Genomic DNA, 22,841 nt, shown 5'->3' on the forward strand with positions numbered 1-22,841 from the left:
CCGGACGCCCGTCCGGCACGCGTGTGCGCCGGACATGTTGTCTCTGGCCGCGCCGTGTGAGGCCCGGGCGCGAGATGACACCCCGTCGGCGCATCGTGATGGAATCACCCCATGAGCCCAATACCTCGTCCGCGCCCGTTCACCCAGGTCGACGTCTTCTCCCGGGAGCCCTATCTGGGCAACCCGGTGGCGGTCATCCTGGATGGCACCGATCTCACCGACGACGCCATGGCCCGCTTCGCGCGCTGGACCAACCTGTCCGAGACCACGTTCGTGCTCCCACCCACGGACCCGGACGCCGACTACCGGCTGCGCATCTGGACCCCGGACCGTGAACTGCCGTTCGCCGGTCACCCCACCCTGGGCTCGGCCCACGCATGGCTCACCGCGGGCAACACCGCGCGTGCCAAGGACGTCATCGTCCAGCAATGCGCCGCGGGCCTCGTGCGGATCCGCCCGTCCGACGACGGCGCACTGACCTTCGAGGCCCCACCCACCGACCGCACGGGAGACCTGGGCCCGGAATTGCTCGGGGGCGTAACCGCGGCCCTGGGCCTGCGGGACGAGCAGGTCGTCGCCCATCAGTGGGTTGACAACGGCCCCGGCTGGGCCGCGCTGCTTCTGGCTGGCGCCGAGGACGTCCTGGCGATCGAGCCCGACCTTCCCGCTCTCCACGGCGCCAAGATCGGCGTGGTGGGTCCCCACCCGCAGAGCAGCCCGCACCAGTTCGAGGTCCGCGCCTTCGTGGGTGGCACCGGCGGGTACGAGGACCCCGTCACGGGAAGCCTCAACGCGAGCCTGGCCCAGTGGCTCATCCGTACGGACCGGGCGCCCGCGAACTACATCGCCCGACAGGGCACCCTCATGGGACGCAGCGGCCTCGTGACCGTGACGTCGGACGGGGACCACGTGTTCGTGGGCGGACACTGCACCGCGTGCATCGACGGGACGGTGCTGCTGTGAACCCCCGGGGCACCGAGCAGGGCGCGTCCCTGCACCTGGTCTTCGACGGCAACTGCGGGTTCTGCACGCGCTGCGTGGGATGGGCCCGGACACTGGACCGCCATGACCGGATCGCCCTGCACGCCTACCAGGTCCCCGGCGTACTGGAGCGGTTCGGACTGACGAATGCGGAGGGCAACGCGTCGGTGTGGGCCGTCCTATCCCGTTCCGGTGAGCGATCCTCGGGGGCGCACGCGGTGGCCGTGACCCTGGACACCGCCCTGGGCATCCGGGTGTTCGAGCCGTTCTACCGATTACCGCCCGTGCGGTGGGTCCAGGACCGCGTGTACCGGTGGGTGGCCGATCACCGGGGGAAGTTCCCCGGTGTCACCCCGTGGTGCCAGCAGCACCCCGGGCGGTGCGGGACCCCGTAACGGTTCCGCTCCGCGTACCGAGCGAGCCGTGCCACCCGCGCGACGGCAAGACACTGCGGCGCCATGACTCCGCCCCGACGCGCACCACCCCACCGAACACGTCGCCACCCGAGCGGTGCCATCCCACCGCGGCGCCGCCGCTCCACCGCGTTCAAAGATCGGGGCTCACCCGGGCAGCGTGTCCCGCAGCGCCCGCGCCGCCGCGGTGACGTCCTCCGCATCGGTCACGGCCCGCACGACCACGATGCGCGAGGCACCCGTGTCGAGCACGGACGGCAACCGCGCGGTGTCGACCCCACCGATCGCGAAGAAGGGCTTGTCCCCCGCCTGCTGAGCGGCGTAGCGCGGCAGCTCGAGCCCCACGGCCGCGCGACCCGGCTTGGTGGGGGTCTCCCACACGGGCCCTGTGCAGAAGTAGTCGAGCCCGGCGTCGGCCACGGCGGCGTCCACCTGGGCCGGGGAGTGACAGGACCGCCCGATCACCACGTCGTCCCCCAGGACCCGCCGAGCCTGCGCGGTGGTGAGATCGCCCTGGCCCACGTGGAACACGTCCGCGCCGGTGAGCAGCGCGACGTCCGCACGATCGTTGACGGCGAAGAGTGCGCCGTGCTCACGGGCGACGTCGGCAAGTACCTCGATGGCCTCGATCTCCGCGGCGGCCTCGAGGGATTTGTCCCGCAACTGGATGATGTCCACCCCGCCCTCGTACGCGGCGTGCAGAAATTCGCGCAGGTCACCGCGCTCGTGGCGCGCCGTGACGCACACGTACAGTCGCGCGTTCTCGAGGGCGGCGCGGCGCCCGGTACCCGTCTGGCTCGTGTGTCCCATGCGGCCATCGTGGCACGAACCGCGCGCCCGCGGACACCTCGCCCGATCAGCCCGCCGCGAAGTCCCCCTGCGTTCCACAGCTAGGGGTGATTAGACTGGCAGGGCCGTTCGTCGCCGTTCGACGAACTCCACGGGAGTCCGCACACGTTGGCAACAACCACCGCAGCGGGCTGAGAGGGCGTGAGCCGCCGACCGGATCACCTGATGCGGATCATGCCGCCGGAGGGAGGAACAATGCCCGAGCACCTCGGTGACCACGTGGTCGTGGCCGGAGCTGGTCTCGTGGGCCTGGCCACGGCCTTCGAACTACGACGCCGCGGGGCCGCCGTGACCGTCGTCGATCCCCGCCCGGCGTGGGGCGCCACCCGCGCGGCCGCGGGCATGCTCGCACCGATCGCCGAGACCCAATACGGCCAGGAACGCCTCTACCCCCTCATGCGGGCCTCCGCCGCGGAGTACCCGGACTTCGTGGAGCGCGTCACCGCGGCCACGGGCCTGCCCACGGGCTACCGCACCGAGGAGACGCTCGTGGTGGCCGCCGATGCCGCGGACGCCCAATCCCTCTCCGACCTCGCCTCACACCAGATCGCCTCCGGGATGGACGTGCAGGAGATCTCCACGCGGGAGGCCCGGCACCTGGAACCGGCTCTTGCGCCGCGGTTGAGCGGTGCGGTACGGATCGTCTCCGACCGCCAGGTGGACCCCCGGATGCTCGCGGCCGCCCTGGTGGAGACCCTGAACTGCCCGCAGCTGACCACCATCGGGGATGTCCCCGACGCCGGACCGGCGCAGTGGCTGACCTCCCGCGTGGACACCGTGCTGACCTCCCGCAGGGAACCCCGGCAGGCCACGGGCGTGCAGGTGGACTCCGGTGAGATGATCCCCGCGGACGCCGTGGTCGTGGCCACCGGGCTGACCGCCAACACCATGGGCGGGCTGCCCGAGGGACTCGACCTCAGATTGCGCCCGGTGTTCGGGGACATCCTGCGGTTGCGGGTTCCCGAGACCGCCCTGGCCCCCGGGGAATCGCATTTGCTCACGCGCACGGTGCGCGCCCAGGTCCTGGGTCGACCCGTGTACATGGTCCCCCGCGAGGACCGCACCCTGGTGCTGGGCGCCACGAGCCGCGAGGACGGGCGCGAATCCGTGCTCGCCGGTGGCGTGCACCAACTGCTGCGGGACGCGCGCACCGTGGTCCCCGCGATCGACGACTGCGACGTCCTGGAGATGATGGCCCGCGCCCGCCCGGGAACCTCCGACGACCTGCCGTACGTGGGGAAGACCTCGGTGGCCGGGCTCGTGATCAGCACGGGTCACTTCCGTCACGGCATCCTGCTGACCCCCGTGGCGTCCCGGCTCGCGGCGGAGCTCGTGACCGGCGTCCTGGACCCGCTCGCGGACCACGGGTCCGACGCCGCGTTCCTCGCCGACACCGACCCGGCCCGGCACTCGAACCCCGCCCCCGAGGCCCCGTTCACCACACCCGAGAGCTATCCCCAGATGCATGGAGGACTCGAATGATCGCGCCCGAGACCACAGACAATTCCTCCACGGCCATCGTGAACGGCTCCCCCGTGGCGGTGACCCCGGGGTTGACGGTCGCGAGCGCCGTCGTCGACCTCACGGGCCGCGAGATCACACCCGAGGGCACCGCCGCGGACGGCCATCCCCTGGGGATTGCCGTGGCGGTGGACGACGCCGTGATCCCCCGCTCCCTGTGGGCCACGACCCCCGTGGAAGCGGGTCAATCCGTGGAGATCGTCACCGCGGTGCAGGGAGGCTGAACATGACCACGCACGGAACCCCCCTGACCGTGGCTGGGGTGGAGCTCTCGTCCCGGCTGATCATGGGCACCGGGGGCCTCACCGATTTCGCAATGCTCGAACGGGCCCTGCTGGCCTCCGGGACGGAACTGACCACGGTGGCCCTGCGCCGCTTCGCGCCCGGCCCCGCCTCGTCAGCGGGTGCGCAAGCATCCGGCACGGCGAACCGGGCGAGCGGTCGCGCGGGAGGTGGCGCAGCGGCGTCGTCGACCGGGACACCGCAGGACAGCCTGTACGGGCTGCTGCGCCGCAACGACATCCGGGTGCTGCCCAACACCGCGGGGTGCTACACCGCGCGGGACGCCCTGCTGACCGCTGAACTGGGGCGCGAGGCGCTGGAGACGGACTGGGTCAAGCTCGAAATCATCGCGGACGAGGACACCCTGCTCCCGGACGGTGTGGAGCTGCTGGACGCGACCGAGAAACTCGCTCGGCGCGGTTTCAAGGTCTTCGCGTACACGTCCGACGACCCCGTGCTCGCGCTGCGGCTCGAGGACGCCGGGGCCGTGGCCGTGATGCCCCTCGGTGCTCCCATCGGCACGGGTCTGGGGATCCTCAACCCGCACAACATCGAACTCATCGCGTCCCGCGCGTCCGTGCCCGTGGTGCTGGATGCCGGGATCGGCACGGCGTCCGAGGCGGCCCTGGCCATGGAACTCGGGTGCGACGCCGTCCTGCTCGCGTCCGCCGTGACCCGCGCGCAGGATCCCGTGGCCATGGCGAGTGCCATGAAGCACGCCGTGCTCGCGGGGCACCTGGCCCGCGGCGCGGGGCGGATCGCGCGGCGCACGCACGCCGTGGCGTCCTCGCCCATGGCCGGGCGCATCGACACCGCCGACGCGCCCCGCGGGGACTGGCCCGCGCCTTCATCCACCACCCCACAGCTGGAATCGCAGGTTTCATGAGCACCCCGCTACCACCCCTCGTGGCCCCCGCCTCCGATCTGAGTCGCGAGGAACTCGAACGCTATTCACGCCACCTCACGTTGCCGCAACTGGGCGAGACGGGGCAGCGTCGGCTCAAGAACGCACGCGTCCTGGTGATCGGCGCGGGCGGGCTCGGCGCTCCCGCGCTGCAGTACCTCGCGGCCGCCGGGGTGGGGACCATCGGCGTGGTCGACGACGACGTCGTATCCGTGTCCAACCTGCAACGCCAGGTGGTCCATGGGATGGCCGACATCGGCCGGCCCAAAGTCGATTCCGCCGCGGATGCCGTGGCCCGGCTCAACCCCCTGGTCACCGTGCACCGCCATCCCGAGCGGCTGAGCACCGACAACGCCCTGGAGATCTTCTCCGGCTACGACCTGATCATGGACGGCGCGGACAACTTCGGCACACGCTTCCTGGTCTCGGACGCCGCCGAACTCACCGGCATCCCCGTGGTGTGGGGCTCCATCCTGCGTTTCGACGGCCAGGTCTCCGTGTTCTGGTCCGGTCACGGCCCCGTGTACCGCGACCTGTTCCCGGAAGCGCCCGCGCCGGGCCAGGTCCCCTCGTGCGCCGAGGGCGGTGTGCTGGGCATGCTCCCGGCCACGATCGGCTCGGTCATGGTCACCGAGGCGCTCAAACTCATCACGGGCATTGGCCGTCCCCTGCTCGGCAGGGTCCTCATCCACGACGCCCTGGCCCAGACGTGGCGCGAGCTCACGGTCCTGCCGGACCCGCACCGCCCACCCGTCACGGATCTCTCGCGGGTGGCGCTCGCGTGCGGTCTGCCCTCCGACGACGACGCCGCTCCCGCCCCCCACGAGACCGTCACCGCCCCGGAGCTGGCCGAGCTACTGACCGCCCGGTCCCTCGGGGAGACGTCCTTCACGCTCGTGGACGTGCGCGAGGACTGGGAGCGCAATCTCGTGGCCATCCCCGGATCCGTGCACGTGCCGCTGCAGGACGTCCTGGACCGGGGTGTCACGGCTCTTCCGGATGAGGCGGAGGGCACCGTGATCCTGCACTGCAAGGCCGGTGCCCGTTCCGCCCAGGCCCTCGCGGCACTGCGCAGGGACTACGCCCTGCGGGAGGACACCGTGAAGCACCTGGACGGCGGGGTGCTCGCGTGGATCGACCGGGTGGACCCGGCGCTGCCGCGCTACTGACCCGTTCGATCACAGCTCCTCCTCAAGGAGCGGTTTCCGCGCGTGTGTCACCATGAGGTCCAGCGGTTCGTGGTGGATAGCCGTTGGACTGACTGATCGCTTGTAGCGCGCGGCAGCTCCTCGTGAGCGATCGCTGCTGGTGAGCAACGTGTGAACGCGAAGGTCCCCGTCACCGCGGTAACGCGGGCGACGGGGACCTTTCTCGAAGTATGCGGGACAGGACCGCGCGGCCTCAACCCAGCAGGATCACGTCCAGCGTGCGCGGACCGTGGACACCCTCCACGCGTTCGAGCTCGATGTCCGAGGTGGCCGAGGGCCCCGAGATCATGGTGGTGGGCGCAGTGGGCTCCACGCGGGCCATGGCCTCCGGGATGAGCTCCACCACGGAGTCCAGCGGCACGATGCAGATGTGGTGGTCCGGCACCAGGGTGATGGCGCGCCGACCCTCGTCCGGGCGCCCGGACAGGAAGATGGTGCCCGTCTGCGCGCACGAGACCGTGGAGGAGGTCACCACGGCGTCCACCTGGTTGAGGTCCCGCACGGTCAGCGCGGAGGCCTTGCGACCGTCATTGGGGTCCACGATGGCCCGGCGCGCGGCGGTCTCCTCAGGCAACCACGCGGTGTCGAGGCCCTCGGGGATCACGTAGCGCGCGGAGGTCCCAAGCTGGGTGGCGACGCGCTGCGCCACGGTCTGCGCGGTCTCCCTGTAGACGTTGGCCTTGTAATCCAGCAACCGGTCCTCGAGCATGTCGATGATCTCGTCCCGCCCGAGGTCCGAGGTGTGCCGGTAGTCGTGGGGCACGCGGGGTGCCCGCGGGTGGTCCGCGAGCGCACCGTTGAGCCGCTCGAGGATTTCGGTCTTGGCGTCGGCGCTCATGCCGGCTCTCCGTCCTGGTTCCCGCGGCCTGCGTGGCCGTTGCGGGGTGCGATGTTGTCCTCGTGGGGGTCGCCCGTGGCAGCACTGTACGCCCCGGCCACGGCATCCGCGCCGGCACCCGGGGTGGCGGCGTCCTGGCCGGTGCCGGCCGCGGTCTCCTCGGTCCGGGCTGCCTTGGACTCGCCGTGCGAGCCCTGGGGGGTTGCCACCTCGACGGACGACGCCGGGTGGTCCTCCGCAAGCCCCGCACCGGTGCGCTCGGTTCCCGGCGCTGCAGTGACGCCGTCGCGCTCGAGTCGTTCCCCGGTCTCCCCCTCGTGCTTCTTCCACCAGTTGCGGAAGGACTCCTTGGGGGGCTCGGGGATGTCGCGCTCGGCGGTCCAGCCGCCCACCATGCCGGGCAGCCAACCGATGGCGCGGTCGCGGCCGGCGATGACACGGCCCATGGGTAGCCCGCGCTCCGCCAAGGACATCCGCTGACCAGAGGACATCACGAAGGAAGCGCCCTTCATCATGGCGTCCATCTGCGTGGGCACACCGCGGGAAGGCACGGCTCCTCGGATGCGGCGTCCTGCGCGACGCGCCCGAGAACCGAGCTCCTGGAGGGTGCCCTTCTGGGGGGCAGTGTCCTGCCCACCCCGGCCCTCGTCCGCGGTCAGGGACTTCTCCTCGCGCCAGTTGTCGTCCCCGCCCACCGCGGGGTCCTTGGAGACCGGTGCAGGGTGGGCGTGGTCCGGGCGTTTCCCGTGCTGGGCGCGGATGTCCTCGTCCCGCAGATGCACGAGGATCTCGGGGATGTTGATCTTCACGGGACACACCTGGTAGCACGCCCCGCACAGGGAGGACGCGTACGGCAGGGAGGCATTCTTCTCGGACGTGATGCCCGTGAGCTGCGGCGAGAGGATCGCCCCGATGGGACCGGGGTAGGTGGAGCCGTAGGAGTGCCCGCCCGCGTGCTCGTACACGGGGCACACGTTCAGGCACGCGGAACACCGGATGCAGTGCAGTGCGGAGCGACCCTGCGGGTCCGCGAGCACCGCGGAGCGCCCGTTGTCCAGGAGCACCACGTGGAAGTTCTTGGGGCCGTCCCCGGGCGTCACGCCGGTCCACAGGGAGGTGTACGGGTTCATGCGTTCGCCAGTGGAGGAGCGCGGCAAGAGCTGGAAGAACACCTCGAGGTCCTGGTAGGTGGGCAACAGTTTCTCGATGCCCATCACGGTGATCAGGGTCTCGGGCAGGGTCAGGCACATGCGCCCGTTGCCCTCGGACTCCACCACGGACAGGGTGCCAGTCTCCGCGATGCCGAAGTTCGCGCCGCTGATGGCCACCTTGGAGGTGAGGAACTTCTCCCGCAGGTGCTGCCGCGCGGCCTCCGCGAGCACTCGGGGCTCGCTCGTGAGCTCCTCGGTGACGCCGGGCATCTCGCGGCTGAAGATCTCGCGGATCTCCTCGCGGTTCTTGTGGATCGCGGGCACCAGGATGTGGGAGGGCTTGTCCCGCCCCAGCTGCACGATGAGCTCGGCGAGGTCCGTCTCCGTGGCGGTGATCCCGTGCTCGGAGAGGTGCTCGTCCAGCCCGATCTCCTGGGTGGCCATGGACTTCACCTTGATCACGTCCGTGGTGTCCTGCTCCTGGACCAGACGGGTCACGATGGCGTTCGCCTCGTCCGCGTCCCGGGCCCAGTGGACGACGCCGCCGCGCGCCGTCACGTTCGCCTCGAACAGCTCGAGCAGCTCGGGCAGCTCCGCCATCACGGTCTCCTTGATGGCGGAGCCGGCGTCGCGCAGCTCGCTCCAGTCAGGGACTTCCCCCACCACGCCAGCGCGCTTGGCGCGGATGGTGTGGGTGGCGTGCCGGATGTTGGCGCGCATCTGCTTGTTCTGCAGCTCCTTCTTGGCGGCCTTGGGGAAGGCGACCTGCGCGTGCAGGTTGCCCTGCCCGTGCACGGGACGCACGGCGGGCATGCCGAGGGACGTGACGCTCATCGAGTTGCTCCTGCAGTGGTGACCGGGCTCGCCGTGCGACGGCCGGGTTGGGAGATGGACAGTTCAACGGGGCCCTCTACCTGCAGCGGGTTGGCCCGGGTTGAGGCGAGGATTTCCGCGAAGTGGACGGTCTGGACGTCCACGTTCCGCTTGGACGCGGCTCCGCCCAGGTGCAGCAGGCACGAGGCATCCCCGCCGGTGCACAGCGAGGCGCCCGAGCTGCGGATGTTGTTGAGCTTGGCGTCCGCCATGGCACCGGAGACGTCCGGATTCTTGAAGGAGAACGTGCCGCCGAAGCCGCAGCACTCCTCGGCGTCGGGTAGCTCATGGAACTCGATGTCCGCTACGGAGCGCACGAGGTCCTTCTGGCGATCCCCGAGTCCCAGCAGGCGCATGCCGTGGCACGAGGGGTGGTAGGTCACCGGGTGCGGGAACCAGGAGCCGAGCTGCTCGGCGGCGTCCGTCACGCCCAGCACGTCCACGAGCAGCTCGGAGAGCTCGTAGGTGTTCTTGGCCACCATGGCGGCATCCTCGGCCAGGGCGTCCTCGCCGCACTGGCGCGCAACCATCGGCTGCTGGTGCCCCAGGGAGGCCACACAGGAGCCGGAGGGGGCCACGGCGACGTCGTAGTCCGCGCTGGTGAACGCGCGCACGTGGTTGCGGATCACCGGCACAGCGTCCTGGAAGTACCCGCTGTTGACGTGCATCTGGGAACAGCAGCCCTGCCCCTGGGGAAACACGACCTCGTGTCCCAGCCGCTCGAGGATCCGCACGGTGGCCAGCGCCACCTTGGGATACATGGCATCCACAATGCATGTGGCGAAGAGCGCGATTTTCATGTGTGTGGTCTCCTAACCGTCTGCCCCGGTCCATACTCTGCGGTCATACCAGGCTACGCCCGTGAGCCCGGTCACAACAACGTACGGCGTGGCATGGGACAGGCATGAAAGGCCGCGCGCGGGCTCCCCACGGCGGGGCGCGAGGTGTTCACCATGTGACCTGCATCATGTACGCTGTGCGGTAGGACCAATGTGGTCTGACCACTCATCGTACGACTTGCCCGGACGTGGTGCACACCGCCCCGCCGAGACCACACTCTCGATCCGGGAACCACGGTTCCGATCCGGCCCCACCCCTTGGAGAACGCGTGAATACCTTTACCGCCGCGACCGACGCCGTGGGAGGCAGCGTCGGGCTGTCCGCCCTGGTCGGCTGCCTGCCCCTGCTGACCTTCTTCGTGATGCTGCTGGCCTTCAAGACCAGCGCCTACGTAGCGGGTCTCACGTCCCTCGCCGTGGCCCTGCTGGTGGCCACCCTGGGCTTCGGCATGCCAGCGCACCTCGCCGCACTGACCGCCACCCAGGGCGCCGTCTACGGACTGTTCCCGATCGTGTGGATCGTGGTCATGGCCCTGTGGTTCTACCAGGTGACCGTGCTCTCCGGGCGTTTCGAGGACCTGCGCACCATCTTCGACACCATCGGGGGCGGTGACCTGCGCATCCAGGCCATGCTCATCGCGTTCTGCTTCGGCGGTCTGCTCGAGGCTCTCGCAGGCTTCGGCGCCCCCGTGGCGATCACCGCCACGATGATCCTGGCCCTTGGGCTCAAGCCTCTCAAGACGGCCACGCTGGTGCTGATCGCCAACACCGCCCCCGTGGCCTTCGGCGCGATCGCGATCCCCATCACCACCGCGGGCACACTCACGGACCTCGACCCGGCCCACATCGGTGCCGTGGTGGGTCACCAGGCCCCGTTCTTCGCGTTCGTGGTCCCCTTCTTCCTGCTGCTGATCGTCGACGGCGCCCGCGGTCTCAAGCAGGCCTGGCCCGCCGCCCTCGTGGTGGGCGGCAGCTTCGCGATCGCCCAGTGGTGGTGCGCCACGCACTTCTCGTACGAGCTCACCGACGTGGTGGCGTCCCTCGCCGGGCTCGCCGGTGTGGTGATCCTCATGCGCTTCTGGCGTCCCAAGGGCGCCGAGGCCGTGCGCGCGGACCTGGGCGTCTCCCGCCCGGAGGATGCTGCGGTGCTCACGGCCGGGCGCGTGTGGATGGCAGTGCTGCCCTACCTGCTGGTGGTGGCCGTCTTCGGCGTCGCCAAGCTCTGGACCGCCGGGGTCAATGTGCCCAAGGCGCTGGCGTCCACGGACGTCAAGATCCCATGGCCCGGTCTGAACGGGCACCTGCTCAATGCCAAGGGCGAAGCCATCTCGGGCACGGTCTACTCTTTCCAGTGGCTCTCCAGCCCCGGCACGCTGCTGCTCATCACCGGCCTGCTGGTGGCCGTGATCTATGCCCTGTTCAACCACCACGGGATGTTCCGACTCTCGATCGCGGATGCCCTTGCCGAAATCGGACGCAGCTTCTGGAAGATGCGTTTCTCCGCCCTGACCATCATGTCCGTGCTGGCACTGGCCTACGTGATGAACTTCTCCGGCCAGACCCTGGCGATCGGCACGTTCGTGGCCGGTCTTGGCGCGGCGTTCGCGTTCTTCTCCCCCGTGCTGGGCTGGGTGGGCACCGCGGTCACCGGTTCGGACACGTCCGCCAACGCACTGTTCGCCAACCTGCAGAAGACCGCGGCCCTGGGGTCTGGGCTGGACCCGCACCTGATGACCGCCGCGAATACGTCCGGCGGTGTGGTGGGCAAGATGATCTCGCCGCAGTCACTGGCCATCGCGTCCTCAGCGGTGGGCATGCAGGGCAAGGAGTCTCAGATCTTCCGCTCCGTGGTCCCGTGGTCCCTGGGCATGCTGCTGGCGCTGTGCTGCCTGGTGTTCCTGCAGTCCAACGTGCTCGCATGGATGCTGCCCGCCGCCTGAGCACTCCTGAGATACCAGACCGTCCGGGCGCCGCGGAGCTGCGGGCACCCCGGGGACGCCGAGCACCATGGGGCTCAGCACGCCATGGCACCCGCAACCCTGTGGGCACAGTGAGGAGCCCGGTCCGGCGGCACCTCGCCGCAACGGACCACGGACCCGCCCCGAGAGGAATCAATGAGCACCACCCCCGCCTACACCCTTGTGCTGGACTGGCTCGAACACCAGTTGCGCACGGGCGGGCTGCACGTGGGCGACAAGCTCCCCGCCGAACGCGCGCTCGCCGAGGACTTCGGCATCTCCCGGGCGTCGGTACGGGAGGCCGTGCGGATCCTCGCGGCCATGGGGCTCGTACGGACGGCCACGGGCTCGGGCCCGCAGTCCGGGGCCTCCGTTATCTCGGACCCCTCCGCGGCGCTCGGCTGGGCCCTGCGGATGCACATTGCCACCCGTTCCTTGCCGGTCGCGGACGTGGTGGGCACACGCGTGCTGCTGGAGAGCCACGCGAGTCTTGAGGCGGCGTCGTCGACCGGTCCGCACCGGAACGAGATCCTTGCGCAGGCCGGCGAACTGCTCGACCGCATGGACGACCCCGAGGTGAGCGACGCCGAGTTCCACGCGCTGGACGCGCAGTTCCACGTGCGCCTCGCATCCCTGAGCGGGAATGTGGTGCTCGAGACGATCATGGCGTCCCTGCGCGAAGCCACGATCGGGTACGTCCAGGAGACGGTCGCGAAGGTCACGGGCTGGCCGGAGATCCGCGCGCACCTGCAGCAACAGCATCGCGCGATCCTGCGCGCGACCACCGAACGCGACGGCGCCCTGACCGCGCGCCTGCTGCGCGAGCACATCATGTGGTTCTACGGCTTCGTGCCGGACGCGACCGGCACGGCCGACCAGGACCGAGCCAACCACGACCGCGCCGAACAGGACCGGGCCCGGCAGGACTGAGCTGAACGGGACTGAGCCGGGTAGAAACCGAGCCGAACGGGACTGAACGGCCCGGCAGCGAACGGTCCCGAGACCGGCCACGACCGGCCCGGGCGTCGGATCGATGAAGGGGCGCCGTTGACCCGCACGTCGTAAACTCCCCGGCACTCCCCTGACAAAGGAAAAACCCCGGCGCCTCCTGGCCGGGAGGCGCCGGGGTCAGGCTTGCATCCGCCCTGGCCCGCTGACGCGACGGAGGACCTCGGAACTGCACGCGAGGTGATCCAGGCCTCGCGGAGCTCTGTCACAAAGGGGTACGAGGACCCCCGTCGCGAGTTCAGCGGTCCGCTCCTACTCGGGGCCGTACGCCGTACACTCGCTCGACCCCCGTGGAGCGGTGGACATCTCTTCCGATGTCCACCACTAACTGTGCCGTACCGGGGACCCGCGCCACCATGGCCATTCGGCCAGTCTTCGAGCGTGAACCTGAAGGTAACCTGGGAATCAGGTCAGGCGGGGGTACCGCTCGTCGTCCAGCTCGGGATGCACGAGGCCCCACTGGATGCCCGAGATCAGCACCTGGACCCGATCCCGCACCGCGAGTTTCTCGCACAGATGGGACACGTAGGCCTTCACACTGCCGTGCGAGACGGACATGCGCTCGGCGATCTCATTGTTGTTGAGCCCCTTGGCGATCCACTCGAGCGTTTCGAGTTCGCGCGGCGAGAGCTTGGGCGCGTCCGGGTGGGGTCCCCGGGGTGCGGGTTCGACGGCGCCGGCCGCCGCCGCGCGCAGGTGACCGCGGCGCACGGAGGGCACCGGGACGTCCCCCAGCACGTTGTTGGCCAGCGAGCTGGCCACGGACGGGGACAGCGCGAGTTCGTCCTCGCGGATCAGGCTCACGGCGGAGACGATCTCGTCGTGCCGGGCGTCCTTGACGAGGTACCCGGAGGCCCCCGCGCGCAGAGCGGGGACCACGTACTCGAGGGTCGAGAACGTGGTCAGCGCGAGCACCTTGGTCTCCGGGCAACGCTGCACGATCTCCCCGGTGGCCTCGATCCCGTCCATCCCCGGCATACGGATGTCCATGAGCACCACGTCAGGGCGCAGTTCCAGGCACGTGGCCACGGCCTCCGCGCCGTCCGAGGCCTCCCCCGCGACCTCAAAACCCGGCTCCGCGCGGAACAGGTTCGCGAGGGCGTCACGCATGAGCGGATGATCGTCCACCAAGAGAAGCCTGCACAAATCCATGGCCTGATCATAAACTGAGCGCATGACTGAGCACTCGTCCCCCGTGACCACCACCACTTCGACTCGCACACGCTGGGTGCGCACCGCCACCGCGGCCCTGCTGAGCGGAGCCCTCATCCTCAGCGCGGCGCCGGCGCACGCCGCGTCCCCCACGGTCCCGCGCGGCCCCACGAACGTGATCTGCCACTACTGGCCCGTTCTCTGCCCCAACCGGTGATCCCGGGGGGTACTGCTATCGGGGTGGACCCCGCCCCTCGATCCGGCGGTATGCCGAGCTGGCTGCGTGTCGTCGTGGTGCTCTTCGCCGCGGTGGCACTGCTCGACGACCTGCGGTCCATGCCGTGGTCGTTCATGCCCCCGGCACCCGCCGTGCTCTCGAGCAGTTTCCTGGTCCTGAGCTACGGGGCCGTGGCGCTGCTCGCATGGTCGCCCCTCGCGAGCGCCGTGGCCATCACGCTGTCGTACGTGTTGGCCACGGTCTTGCACGACTACGCCCTGGCCCTGTTGTGCGGGTGCGTCGTGATGGTCGCGGTGCTCGCGATGCTCTCCCGCGGGACCGCGCTGGCCCACCTCGCGGTCACCGCCACGTGGATAGTCGTGTCCGCGGGGGTGCTGCGCAATTCCGATTTCGTGTGGACCGTGGGCATCCCCCTGGGTGTGTCCGCGCTGATCGGTGCGGCCGTGCGGTTCTTCGTGACCCAGTACCGGCTCAACACCCGCCGCCTCGCGGTTCTAGAGGTCACCCACCAGCGGCTGCGGGAGCAGGAACGGCTCGCCCTGGCCCGGGACCTGCACGACGTGGTCGCGCACGAACTGACCCTCGTGACCATGCAGGCTGCGGGGTCCCACCGGCAGCAGGACCCCAGGGAACTGCACCGCACGATCGACATGATGGACTCCGCCGCCCGCTCCGGGCTGCATGAGCTGCGCACGCTGCTGCACATCCTGCGGGACTCCCCCGGCGCCCCGGACGAGCGGGACAGCAGTTCCGGGCTCACCACGGGGTCCCTGTACGGCGTGGCCCGGGCACTCGCGGCGAGCCTCGAACGCGCCGCACTCGTGCCGGAGCTCGAACTGGGTGACGGCCTGGACGAGATCCCCACGTCCATCCGCGGCACCGCGGCCCGGGTGCTGCAGGAGGCCTCGACCAACATGATCAAGTACGCGCCCACGGGTTCCCGGTGCGCCCTGCGGGTGTTCGTCCGGGACGGCGCCGTGCACGTCCACGCCGAGAACCAGATCCGCCGGGGTGCCGGCACCGACTCCGGGCGCAGGGAACTGACCTCCGCGTTCGGGCTGCGCGGCATCCAGGAACGGGTCGCCCTGCTCAACGGTCAGGTGGAGTACGGTCCGCGCAATGCCGTGTGGCACCTGGACGTGCGGATCCCGGTCGCGTGAGTGACACCCCGGACGCCCCGAGGACCGGGACGGACGCGGTCGAGGCCGTGCGCGGCGTCGTCGTCGCGATCCCACCGGGCGCGGTGCTCAGCTACGGGGACGTGGCGGAACTCGCGTGGTTGAGCACCCCGCGGCTCGCGGCGCGGATCATGGCCATGGGCCTGGCCGGGACGGACGTCCCGTGGTGGCGTGTGGTGCGCGCGGACGGCACGCTGCCCGACCACCTGCAGATCACTGCGCGGGAACACTACGAACGCGAGGGCACGCCCCTGCGCGAGACCGACGCCCATTGGGTCCACGTGGATATGCGCACCGGGCGCTGGGACGGCCGGTGAGCACCGGCGCGTGAGCGCGCCGACGCGTCAGTCTCGACAAAGTAGGACCCGCGCTGCCGCCAGCCTAGCGCCGGGCAGGATCCGTACTCGGCCGGATCAGTACTCGGGCGGGCCGGCGACCTCGAAGAACGGGCCGCGGGCGTCGAACACCCGACCGGTGAGCCGCTCGTACGCCTCCACGTAGCGCTCGCGCGTCTTGGCCACGACCTCCTCGGGCAGCTCGGGCACGGGGCCCTGGCCGTCCCACCCGGAGGCGTCCGAGCGCAACCAGTCCCGCACGTACTGTTTGTCGAAGGACGGTTGCGGGCGGCCCGGCTTGTAGGTCTCCAGGTCCCAGAACCGTGAGGAGTCCGGGGTGAGCACCTCGTCCCCCAGGGTGATGGCCCCGCGGTAGGAGTCCAGGCCGAACTCCACCTTGGTGTCCGCCACGATGATCCCCCGCTCCCGGGCGATCCGCTCGGCGCTCGAGTAAATCTTCAGGGACAGCTCCCGCAACCGGTCCGCCACGGAATTGCCCACCACGTTCGCCATTTCCTGATATGTGATGGGCTCGTCGTGCTCCCCCAGTTCGGCCTTGCCCGTGGGGGTGAAGATGGGCTGCTCCAGCCGGTCGCCGTCCTCGAGGCCCTCCGGCAGCTCGATCCCGCACACCGACCCGGTGGCGCGGTAGTCCTTGAGCCCGGAGCCGGTGAGATACCCGCGCACGATGTTCTCCACGGGAAACATAGACAGGTTCTTGCACACGACCGCGCGCCCGCGCACGGACTCGTGAACGTCCGTGGTCAGGATGTGGTTCGCGATCCCGTCCAACTGCTGGAACCACCACAGGGACAACTGGGTGAGGATGACGCCCTTGTCCGGGATGGTGGTGGGCAGCACCTGGTCGAACGCGGAGATCCGGTCGCTCGCGACCACGAGCACGGCACCGGCGCGGTACTCGGCGTCGTCGTGGATCGCCACACCCGTGGCGCTGAGGCGGGACTCGTCCGGGACGTAGAGTTCCCGGACCTTGCCGGAGTAGACGTGCTTCCAGCCCGGGATCTCGAGGGGTATGCCGTGCTCGCTCATGCCTGCTCCTCTGCTGTGGTCGCGGTGGGCGCCCCGGTGCGACCCGGCGTCCCGCCCGGGGCGTCCGTGGTGCCGGGACCCGGTTGGCCCCCGGGGACCGTGATCCGTCCCTCGGACGCGGCCAGTGCGATGTCGGTGCGGTAGTGCGATCCGGGAAGGGTGATGCGCTCCATCCCACGATAGCCACGCTCGCGCGCTTCCCGCAGGTCCGCCCCGCGGGAGACGACGGCGAGCACACGCCCGCCCGCCGAGACGATCTCCCCGGCGGCGTTGCGGTCTGTGCCGGCGTGGATGACCCACGTGTCCGGGTCCTGGGCGGCCTCGGCCAGCCCCGTGATCACGTCCCCCTTGCGCGGGGCGCCCGGGTAGTTGTGGGCCGCGAGCACGATGGTCACGGACGCGCCGGAGGCCCACTGGAGCTCCTCGCGCTCGGACAACCGGCCCTGCGCGGCGTCGAGCAGCAGTTCGCCCAGCGGGGTTTCGAGCACCGCCAGGACGGACTGGGTCTCGGGATCGCCGAAGCGCGCGTTGAACTCGATGACCTGGATGCCGCGCTCGGTCACGGCGAGACCGCAGTAGAGCACCCCCACGAAGGGGGTGCCGCGGCGTCGCAGTTCGTCGATCACGGGGCGGGCCACGCGGCGCACGACCTCGTCAGTGAACCCCTCGGGCAGCCACTCGAGCGGCGTGTAGGCGCCCATGCCACCCGTGTTGGGGCCCTGGTCACCGTCGCGGACGCGCTTGAAGTCCTGGGCCGGTTGCAGTGGGACCACGTTCTCGCCGTCGCTGAGCACGAACAGGGACACTTCCGGGCCGTCCAGGAACTCCTCGACGACCACGGCACCGCCCGCGTCCAGGCATTCGCGCGCGTGGGCCTCGGCACGGTCCCGGTCCGGCGTGACCACCACGCCCTTGCCCGCGGCCAACCCGTCGTCCTTAACCACGTAGGGCGCACCGAAACGCTCGAAGGCCGCCCGCACGTCCGCGAGATCCGTCGTGGCCACCGATCGCGCGGTGGGGACACCCGCCGCCGCCATGATCTCCTTGGCGAACGCCTTGGAGCCCTCGATCCGCGCGGCCTGTGCGGACGGACCGAACACGGGGATGCCCGCACGAGTGAGGGCGTCCGCGACACCGGCGACGAGCGGTGCCTCCGGTCCCACGACCACGAGGTCCGCGTCCAACTCCCGAGCCAGCGCGACCACGGCCTCCGGGTCCTGCGCGTTGAGGGGATGTACCGGGACGTCCTGGGCGATCCCCTGGTTACCGGGTGCGCTGTGCACCTCGCTGACGTGCGGGTCCCGTAGCAGGGACGTGATCATCGCGTGTTCGCGGCCCCCTGGGCCCACCACCAAAACCTTCACGCGCTCAGCGTATCGGCCACAGCCCCCGCCCGGGCAACGATTGCGCGGGCCACGCTGCCATACTGGAAGGTATGCAGACCTTCAGCTCGGACCAGGCCGTGGAACTCGCCGTGGTGCAACGCAGCGGCTTCGTGGAGTCCCGGCACAGCGGATCCGCCGTGGTGCTGGCACCTGACGGATCCGTGGCGTTCTCCGTGGGCGCTCCGGACGAGGCGATCTTCCCGCGCTCGACCCTCAAGCCGTTCCAAGCGATCGCCGCGATGAAGGCCGGGGCCCCGCTGCGCGGCGAGCAGGTGGCGATCGCGGCGGCGTCGCACACCGCCACGTTCGACCACCTGGACGCGGTCAACTCGATCCTCAAGGCGGCCGAGCTGGACCCCGAGGCGCTGCAGTGCCCGCCGGACTGGCCCCAGGACGAGGACACGCGCGCGTGGTTGATCCGCACCGAACGCGGCCGCAACCGCATGTGCATGAACTGTTCGGGCAAGCACGCGGCGTTCCTGCTCGCGTGCGTGACCAACGGGTGGCCCATCGACTCCTACCTGAATCCCGAGCACCCGCTGCAGCAGCTCGTGATCGAGACCATCGAGGAGTTCTCCGGCGAGCGCGCCCAGCACGTGGGCGTGGACGGCTGCGGTGCACCGCTCACGGCGATCACCCTCACCGGCCTCGCCCGCATGTACTCCACGCTGGGGCGCGCCGCACGCAACGTCCAGGCTGACGCCCGCGCCGCGACCGTGGCCACGTCCATGCTCGACTACCCCGAGTACGTCCAGGGCCCGGGGCGTTCGAACACCGTGATCATGGAGGAGCTGGACGTGATCACCAAGCTCGGCGCGGAGGGCGTGCTGGGGTTGGGCACCCGTTCCGGGTGGTCCGTGGCCATCAAGATGCTGGACGGTTCCTCGCGCGCCAACTCACTCGTGGGCCTCACGCTGCTCGCGCACGCGGGTGCCGTTTCCCGGGCCGACGCCGATCGCGTCCTCGAACGCGTCACGCACCCGATCACCGGGGCTGGGCGGCCCGTGGGTGCCATCGAGCTCGCCGAGCCGCTGCGGGAACTCCTGGGCTGACCGGCCCCCCGATCCTCAATCCGAGATCCACGATCCCAGAGGTGGGCCATGACGATCCGACGCAAGGTCGACCCGGCGGACGGCAGCCTCGCGCTCGCGCGCTGGCGCCGATCCCCTGACGAGGCCGACCGCCGCACCACGGCCACCGCGGTGCGCTACTGCCTCGAGGAACTCGCGAGTCGCGCGGAGGGCAATTCCGTGGAGGTGCGCGTGCCGCCCTTCGGCGTGACCCAGTGCGTCCCCGGTCCGCGCCACACGCGCGGCACCCCACCCAACGTGGTGGAGACCGACGCCACCACGTGGCTCGCGCTCGCGACCGGACGCGCACGGTGGACCGACAGCGTCCGCGAGGGCAGCGTCGCGGCGTCCGGGACGCGCACCGACCTCAGCGCGTGGCTCCCGCTGTTCGGCTGAGGCACCACCCACGCCCCACCGACGACATCGCGTGGCCCGCGCACGCCCGGATGCGCGATAACCTGGAAACCATGAGTTCCGCCGATCCCGAGACGCCCGCGCCCGCCCCGCAGCCCGGTTCCGCCACCGAACGGATGACGGTGCGCCGCGCCCCCAACATGATCGCGTTCCTCATCACGGGCGCGGCCGTCGGGGCCATCGCGGGACTGCTCGTGGGGGCGCTGGGCCCCGGATCGCTCGCCTACACCCGCGGGGCCATCATCGGGTTCTTCCTCATGACGTTCCTGATCGTGGGTGCGACCGTGGGCGCCGTGGTGGCACTCGTCCTGGACCGGATCTCCCTCAAACGCTCCCGGCACGTGACCGCGGAGGTCCAGGATCTTCACGGGGCGGACGAGCGCCCCGGCACATGAGACACTGTCTGCGTGGTTCGAGCTGACGGAAAACTCTCTCACGACCTCTTGCCCGGAGAAAAAGGCCCCCAGGACGCGTGCGGCGTGTTCGGCGTGTGGGCCCCGGGCGAGGACGTCGCCAAACTGACGTACTACGGCCTGTACGCGCTGCAGCACCGCGGGCAGGAGTCCGCGGGCATCGCGACGTCCGACGGGGAACGGATCTCGGTCTACAAGGACATGGGGCTCGTGTCCCAGGTCTTCGACGAGACCACGCTCAACACCCTCAAGGGGTACCTGGCCGTGGGACATGCGCGCTACTCCACCACGGGTGCGTCCCACTGGGCCAATGCCCAGCCCACCCTGGGTGCCACCCCGCACGGCACGCTCGCGCTCGCGCACAACGGCAACCTGACCAATTCCGCCGAGCTCTACGACCTGCTGCTCGACAAGTCCGGGTTCCCGTCCCGCGGTGAGATCGCCCGGGGCAACACCACGGACACCGCGTTGATCACCGCGCTGCTCGCGGAGCACCCCCTAAACTCGCTCGAGGAGGCGGCCATGATGCTGCTGCCCCGACTGGTGGGGTCCTTCTGTCTCACGTTCATGGACGAGGCCACACTCTACGCCGCGCGCGATCCCCTGGGCGTGCGTCCCCTCGTGCTGGGCCGACTGGAACGCGGCTGGGTCGTGGCCTCCGAGACCGCTGCGCTGGACATCGTGGGCGCCTCCTTCGTGCGCGAGGTGGAACCCGGTGAGTTCATCGCGATCGACGAGAACGGCCTGCGTTCGCGCCGTTTCGCGGAGGCGAAGCCCGCGGGGTGCGTGTTCGAGTACGTGTACCTGGCCCGCCCCGACACCACGATCGCCGGGCGCTCCGTGTACGAGTCCCGCGTGGAGATGGGCCGACAACTCGCGCGCGAGCACGCCGTGAACGCGGACCTCGTGATGCCCACCCCCGAGTCCGGGACCCCCGCCGCGATCGGATACGCGGAGGCCTCGGGCATCCCGTTCGGACACGGGCTCGTGAAGAACTCCTACGTGGGCCGCACGTTCATCGAGCCCTCGGACACCATCCGTCAGCTCGGGATCCGGCTCAAGCTCAACCCCCTGCGTTCGATCGTGGCGGGCAAGCGCCTGGTGGTCGTGGACGACTCGATCGTGCGCGGCAACACCCAGCGGGCCCTCGTGCGCATGCTGCGTGAAGCGGGGGCGGCGGAGATCCACGTGCGGATCTCCTCCCCGCCCATCAAGTGGCCGTGCTTCTACGGCATCGACTTCGCGTCCCCCGCGGAGCTGATCGCCAACGGGCTCGCCGTGGAGGACGTCCGCGCCTCCCTGGGCGCCGATTCCCTGGGGTACATCTCCGAGGAGGGGATGATCGAGGCCACCGCCCGCCCCCGTTCCACCCTGTGCACCGCGTGCTTCTCGGGTGATTACCCCACGGCCCTGCCCAAGGCGGACCGGCTCGGCAAGTCCGTGCTGGAATCCCCCGGGGCCCACGCGGAACCTTCCGAGGACCTCGTGGACCCAGCACCGCGCACCGACACCGCCCACGAGGAGACCACCGCATGAGCCAGTCCCGAGCCCACGGCACGGAAGCCGTCACCTACGCGAGCGCGGGGGTGGACGTCGAGGCCGGGGACCGCGCCGTCGAACTCATGAAGTCCGCCGTGAAGGCGACCCACACGTCCGGCGTGGTGGGCGGCGTGGGCGGCTTCGCCGGGCTCTTCGACGTCTCCGAGCTCACCGGCTACCGCAAGCCCTACCTGGCCACGTCCACGGACGGCGTGGGCACCAAGGTCGCGATCGCCCAGTCCCTGGACGTCCACGACACCATCGGGTGGGACCTCGTGGGCATGGTCGTGGACGACATCGTGGTCGTGGGCGCCAAGCCGCTGTTCATGACCGACTACATCGCGACCGGCAAGGTGGTCCCGGAACGCATCGCGGACATCGTGCGGGGCATCGCCGCGGCGTGCGAGGCCGCGGGCACCGCCCTCGTGGGCGGAGAGACCGCCGAGCACCCCGGGCTGCTGGGCGTGGACGAGTACGACGTCGCCGGTGCGGCCACCGGCGTGATCGAGGCGGACGAACTGCTCGGCCCGCAGCGCGTGCGTGACGGGGACGTCGTGATCGGCATGGCGTCCTCCGGGCTGCACTCCAACGGGTACTCCCTGGTGCGCCGGGTCATCAACGTGGCCGGTTGGCAGCTGGACCGCCAGGTCAGCGAACTGGGCCGGACCCTGGGCGAGGAACTGCTCGAACCCACGCGCGTCTACGCGGCGGACGTCCTGGACCTCGCGCGGGCGTTCCCCGTGAACGGTCCGGACGGCACCACGGGCCACGGCGTGCGCGGCTTCTCCCACGTGACCGGCGGTGGTCTCGCGGCCAACCTGGCGCGTGTTCTGCCCGCGGACCTGCAGGCCACGGTGGAGCGCTCCACGTGGTCCCTGCCGCCCGTGTTCCAGCTCGTGGCGCAGCTCGGTCAGGTGCCCCTGGCGGACCTTGAGCGCACGCTCAACCTGGGCGTGGGCATGGTCGCGATCGTGGACCCCGCCGTGGCCGACGCCGCCGCGGCCCACCTCACCGAACGCGGGCTGCCGTCCTGGATCATGGGCCGCGTGGGTCCCGTGGACCCGGACGCCTCCCGCCACGGCAGTGACTGGGTGCAGGGCGCCAAGGGCGTGGCTGGCGGCGGCGTGCTCATGACGGGTGACTACGCCCGCTGAACGTGCACCGAGCGCCCGCCACGCGACGGACACGCAAGGAACCGCCCACACGCTCGTGTGGGCGGTTCCTTGCTCTGCTGGTCACGAT

At 70.5% G+C, this 22,841-nt stretch carries 23 protein-coding genes and 1 riboswitch; of the genes, 16 read left to right on the forward strand and 7 right to left on the reverse strand.

Going from position 1 to position 22,841, the window contains the following annotated elements; all coding sequences use genetic code 11:
- The first annotated feature begins 111 nt into the window (after positions 1 to 111).
- A complete protein-coding gene (locus tag J1M36_RS07895) occupies positions 112 to 963 on the forward strand; it encodes a PhzF family phenazine biosynthesis protein (protein WP_206479007.1) in 852 nt (283 codons plus the stop codon).
- Positions 936 to 1,376 (forward strand): thiol-disulfide oxidoreductase DCC family protein, encoded by a 441-nt coding sequence (locus J1M36_RS07900; RefSeq protein ID WP_231885551.1) that lies wholly within the window; start codon positions 936 to 938, stop codon positions 1,374 to 1,376. Before J1M36_RS07895 ends, J1M36_RS07900 begins: the two co-directional genes overlap by 28 nt.
- 165 nt (positions 1,377 to 1,541) lie before the next feature.
- Here the strand turns inward: J1M36_RS07900 and thiE are convergent, their stop codons facing one another.
- The gene (gene thiE, locus J1M36_RS07905; RefSeq protein ID WP_193518992.1) at positions 1,542 to 2,204 is read right to left on the reverse strand and encodes a thiamine phosphate synthase; all 663 of its coding nucleotides are present in this window, start codon (positions 2,202 to 2,204) and stop codon (positions 1,542 to 1,544) included.
- A 120-nt stretch (positions 2,205 to 2,324) separates the two neighbouring features.
- Positions 2,325 to 2,449, forward strand: a riboswitch (TPP riboswitch).
- On the opposite strand from thiE, the gene thiO reads away from it, so the two are divergent.
- From thiO to moeB, 4 genes are all read left to right on the forward strand, one after another.
- Positions 2,439 to 3,725 carry a glycine oxidase ThiO gene (gene thiO / locus J1M36_RS07910; protein WP_206479008.1) on the forward strand — a complete coding sequence of 429 codons (1,287 nt, stop codon included), beginning with the start codon at positions 2,439 to 2,441 and terminating at the stop codon, positions 3,723 to 3,725. (Overlaps the previous riboswitch by 11 nt.)
- Positions 3,722 to 3,988: a sulfur carrier protein ThiS gene (gene thiS / locus J1M36_RS07915; RefSeq protein ID WP_206479009.1), complete on the forward strand. Its 267-nt coding sequence runs from the start codon at positions 3,722 to 3,724 to the stop codon at positions 3,986 to 3,988. Before thiO ends, thiS begins: the two co-directional genes overlap by 4 nt.
- A 2-nt stretch (positions 3,989 to 3,990) precedes the next feature.
- A complete protein-coding gene (locus J1M36_RS07920; RefSeq protein ID WP_206479010.1) occupies positions 3,991 to 4,932 on the forward strand; it encodes a thiazole synthase in 942 nt (313 codons plus the stop codon).
- A complete protein-coding gene (gene moeB / locus J1M36_RS07925) occupies positions 4,929 to 6,119 on the forward strand; it encodes a molybdopterin-synthase adenylyltransferase MoeB (protein WP_206479011.1) in 1,191 nt (396 codons plus the stop codon). The genes J1M36_RS07920 and moeB overlap by 4 nt, the downstream gene beginning before the upstream one ends.
- A 232-nt stretch (positions 6,120 to 6,351) precedes the next feature.
- On the opposite strand, the gene J1M36_RS07930 is transcribed toward moeB, so the two are convergent.
- Genes J1M36_RS07930 through J1M36_RS07940 form a run of 3 tightly spaced genes read right to left on the reverse strand, consistent with a single transcriptional unit; the run spans position 6,352 to position 9,820 of the window.
- Positions 6,352 to 6,996, reverse strand: coding sequence for an LUD domain-containing protein (locus J1M36_RS07930; RefSeq protein ID WP_206479012.1), 645 nt, complete (start codon positions 6,994 to 6,996; stop codon positions 6,352 to 6,354).
- The gene (locus J1M36_RS07935) at positions 6,993 to 8,981 is read right to left on the reverse strand and encodes a LutB/LldF family L-lactate oxidation iron-sulfur protein (RefSeq protein WP_206479013.1); all 1,989 of its coding nucleotides are present in this window, start codon (positions 8,979 to 8,981) and stop codon (positions 6,993 to 6,995) included. The genes J1M36_RS07930 and J1M36_RS07935 overlap by 4 nt, the downstream gene beginning before the upstream one ends.
- Positions 8,978 to 9,820 carry a (Fe-S)-binding protein gene (locus J1M36_RS07940; RefSeq protein WP_064846365.1) on the reverse strand — a complete coding sequence of 281 codons (843 nt, stop codon included), beginning with the start codon at positions 9,818 to 9,820 and terminating at the stop codon, positions 8,978 to 8,980. The genes J1M36_RS07935 and J1M36_RS07940 overlap by 4 nt, the downstream gene beginning before the upstream one ends.
- A gap of 308 nt (positions 9,821 to 10,128) precedes the next feature.
- Here J1M36_RS07940 and J1M36_RS07945 point away from each other — a divergent pair, with 308 nt between their 5' ends.
- On the forward strand, positions 10,129 to 11,799 hold the full coding sequence (locus J1M36_RS07945) for an L-lactate permease (protein WP_206479014.1): 1,671 nt from the start codon (positions 10,129 to 10,131) through the stop codon (positions 11,797 to 11,799).
- A gap of 174 nt (positions 11,800 to 11,973) precedes the next feature.
- Positions 11,974 to 12,747 (forward strand): FadR/GntR family transcriptional regulator, encoded by a 774-nt coding sequence (locus tag J1M36_RS07950; RefSeq protein ID WP_082943303.1) that lies wholly within the window; start codon positions 11,974 to 11,976, stop codon positions 12,745 to 12,747.
- Between the two features lie 483 nt (positions 12,748 to 13,230).
- Here the strand turns inward: J1M36_RS07950 and J1M36_RS07955 are convergent, their stop codons facing one another.
- Complete coding sequence (locus J1M36_RS07955) at positions 13,231 to 14,001, reverse strand: response regulator transcription factor (protein ID WP_312918301.1); 771 nt, start codon at positions 13,999 to 14,001, stop codon at positions 13,231 to 13,233.
- Between J1M36_RS07955 and J1M36_RS07960 the strand changes: the two genes are divergently transcribed.
- From J1M36_RS07960 to J1M36_RS12785, 3 genes are read left to right on the forward strand one after another with little or no spacing between them, the layout of a single operon-like run.
- A complete protein-coding gene (locus J1M36_RS07960; protein WP_064846363.1) occupies positions 14,000 to 14,194 on the forward strand; it encodes a hypothetical protein in 195 nt (64 codons plus the stop codon). The genes J1M36_RS07955 and J1M36_RS07960 overlap by 2 nt on opposite strands.
- A 50-nt stretch (positions 14,195 to 14,244) precedes the next feature.
- Positions 14,245 to 15,375: a sensor histidine kinase gene (locus J1M36_RS07965; protein WP_064846362.1), complete on the forward strand. Its 1,131-nt coding sequence runs from the start codon at positions 14,245 to 14,247 to the stop codon at positions 15,373 to 15,375.
- Positions 15,372 to 15,710, forward strand: coding sequence for an MGMT family protein (locus J1M36_RS12785; RefSeq protein WP_342358310.1), 339 nt, complete (start codon positions 15,372 to 15,374; stop codon positions 15,708 to 15,710). The genes J1M36_RS07965 and J1M36_RS12785 overlap by 4 nt, the downstream gene beginning before the upstream one ends.
- Positions 15,711 to 15,806: 96 nt before the next feature.
- On the opposite strand, the gene J1M36_RS07975 is transcribed toward J1M36_RS12785, so the two are convergent.
- Positions 15,807 to 16,778, reverse strand: a complete 972-nt coding sequence (locus J1M36_RS07975; RefSeq protein ID WP_064846360.1) for a phosphoribosylaminoimidazolesuccinocarboxamide synthase — start codon at positions 16,776 to 16,778, stop codon at positions 15,807 to 15,809.
- A complete protein-coding gene (gene purD, locus J1M36_RS07980; protein ID WP_064846359.1) occupies positions 16,775 to 18,142 on the reverse strand; it encodes a phosphoribosylamine--glycine ligase in 1,368 nt (455 codons plus the stop codon). Before purD ends, J1M36_RS07975 begins: the two co-directional genes overlap by 4 nt.
- Positions 18,143 to 18,213: 71 nt before the next feature.
- Here purD and J1M36_RS07985 point away from each other — a divergent pair, with 71 nt between their 5' ends.
- The 5 genes from J1M36_RS07985 (at position 18,214) to purM (ending at position 22,753) form a co-directional block, all read left to right on the forward strand.
- Entirely contained in the window at positions 18,214 to 19,215 is a 1,002-nt protein-coding gene (locus tag J1M36_RS07985; protein ID WP_098053735.1) for an asparaginase, read from the forward strand.
- 48 nt (positions 19,216 to 19,263) lie between these two features.
- On the forward strand, positions 19,264 to 19,629 hold the full coding sequence (locus J1M36_RS07990; protein WP_064846357.1) for a sterol carrier family protein: 366 nt from the start codon (positions 19,264 to 19,266) through the stop codon (positions 19,627 to 19,629).
- Positions 19,630 to 19,700: 71 nt separating this feature from the next.
- Positions 19,701 to 20,042 carry a hypothetical protein gene (locus J1M36_RS07995; protein WP_098053801.1) on the forward strand — a complete coding sequence of 114 codons (342 nt, stop codon included), beginning with the start codon at positions 19,701 to 19,703 and terminating at the stop codon, positions 20,040 to 20,042.
- Positions 20,043 to 20,054: 12 nt separating this feature from the next.
- Entirely contained in the window at positions 20,055 to 21,596 is a 1,542-nt protein-coding gene (gene purF, locus J1M36_RS08000; protein ID WP_206479016.1) for an amidophosphoribosyltransferase, read from the forward strand.
- A complete protein-coding gene (gene purM / locus J1M36_RS08005) occupies positions 21,593 to 22,753 on the forward strand; it encodes a phosphoribosylformylglycinamidine cyclo-ligase (RefSeq protein ID WP_206479017.1) in 1,161 nt (386 codons plus the stop codon). Before purF ends, purM begins: the two co-directional genes overlap by 4 nt.
- The last annotated feature ends 88 nt before the right edge of the window (positions 22,754 to 22,841 follow it).

The sequence above is a fragment of the Kocuria sp. KRD140 genome (genome assembly GCF_017168375.1).
In the GTDB taxonomy this organism is placed as follows: Bacteria; Actinomycetota; Actinomycetes; order Actinomycetales; family Micrococcaceae; genus Kocuria; species Kocuria marina.